The 1,405-nt window shown below is 72.2% G+C and carries 1 protein-coding gene; it reads right to left on the reverse strand.

The window, feature by feature from the left end:
- Positions 1 to 1,121, reverse strand: a 1,121-nt coding sequence (locus AC27IQ_RS24570; RefSeq protein WP_487091148.1) for an aminotransferase-like domain-containing protein, incomplete at its 3' end; no start/stop codon positions are given.
- Positions 1,122 to 1,405: the final 284 nt, after the last annotated feature.

Raw genomic sequence — 1,405 nt, forward strand, 5'->3', positions numbered from 1 at the left:
CGCAGCTGGCGCAGGTGCCGGTCGTAGCCGCCCTGGTCCAGGTATTCCGACAGCGCCTGCTGCGACGGCGTGGCGGTCGAGAGCGTGGTCATCAGCTTCAACCGCTGCACCGCGCCGGCAAAGCGGCCCGCGGCCACCCAGCCCACGCGGTAGCCGGGCGCCAGGCATTTGCTGAACGAGCTGCAGTGCAGCACCTGGCCCCCGGTGTCGAAGGCCTTGGCCGGCGGCGGGCGGCGCGGGGCGAAGTGCAGTTCGCCATACACGTCGTCCTCGATCAGCGGCACGCCGTGGCGGGCCAGCAGCGCCACCAGCGCCTCCTTGCGCTCCTCGGGCAGGGTGCTGCCCAGCGGGTTCTGGAACGTGGGCATCAGCCAGCAGGCCTTGACGGGGTGCGCGCGCAGCGCGCGTTCCAGGGCGCCCAGGTCGATGCCTTCGCGCGGGTGGGTGGTGATCTCCACCGCGCGCAGCCGCAGCCGCTCCAGCGCCTGCAGCGCCGCGTAGAAGGTGGGCGACTCCAGCACCACGATGTCGCCCGGCTGCGTGATGGCCTCCAGGCACAGGTTGAGCGCCTCCATCGCGCCGTTGGTGGTCACGATCTCGGCCGCATCCACCGCCATGCCGTGCAGGCCGTAGCGCAGCGCGATCTGCTGGCGCAGCCGCTCGTCGCCTGGCGCCAGGTGCTGCACGATGGCGGCCGGGTCCAGCCGGCGCATGCCGCTGGACAGGCAGCGCGCCAGCCGCGCCAGCGGAAAGAGTTCAGGGCCCGGAAACGCCGACCCGAGCGGCACCAGGTGCGGGTCGCGCGCCGATCCCAGCACGTCGAACACCAAGTCGCTGATCTCCACGCCGCGCGAGCCGTCGTGCGGCGCCGAAGGCTGGGGCTCGGCCGGGACGCGGTCCGTGGCGGACGGCTGCCGGTGGCTCACGTAGTAGCCCGAGCGCGGCCGCGCATGCACCAGGCCCTGCGCTTCCAGCAGGTCGTAGGCCGCGAACACGGTCGATGGGCTGATGCCCCGGGCCCGGCTGGTTTCCCGCACCGAGGGCATGCGATCGCCCGCGCGCAGGGCGCCGCTGTGGATCAACTGGGCGAGGGCGTCGGCGTGGCGTTCGTAGCGTTTCATGGACGGGAGCGGACCGGGGAGGGGTGGTGGATGGACCGTGGCGGCGTGGACGGCATGCAACTGATCCGTATTTTTAGCGGCAAACTGAATCTGTACTGTTTTGCCCGGGGTGCGTAGAGTCGCACATGGCAGACCTGCCGCATTCCCACGTCCGATCGGATCCCCCATGAATGAAACCGCATGCCGGGCCGGGCGCCTGGCCTTGCTGGCCCTCGTGTCGCTGCTGGCGCTGCTGACGGCGGCGGGGCCGGCCGCCGCGGCGGCCCCCTGCCGACGGGCCGGCC

The sequence above is a fragment of the Acidovorax sp. KPB24-07 genome (assembly GCF_057543315.1).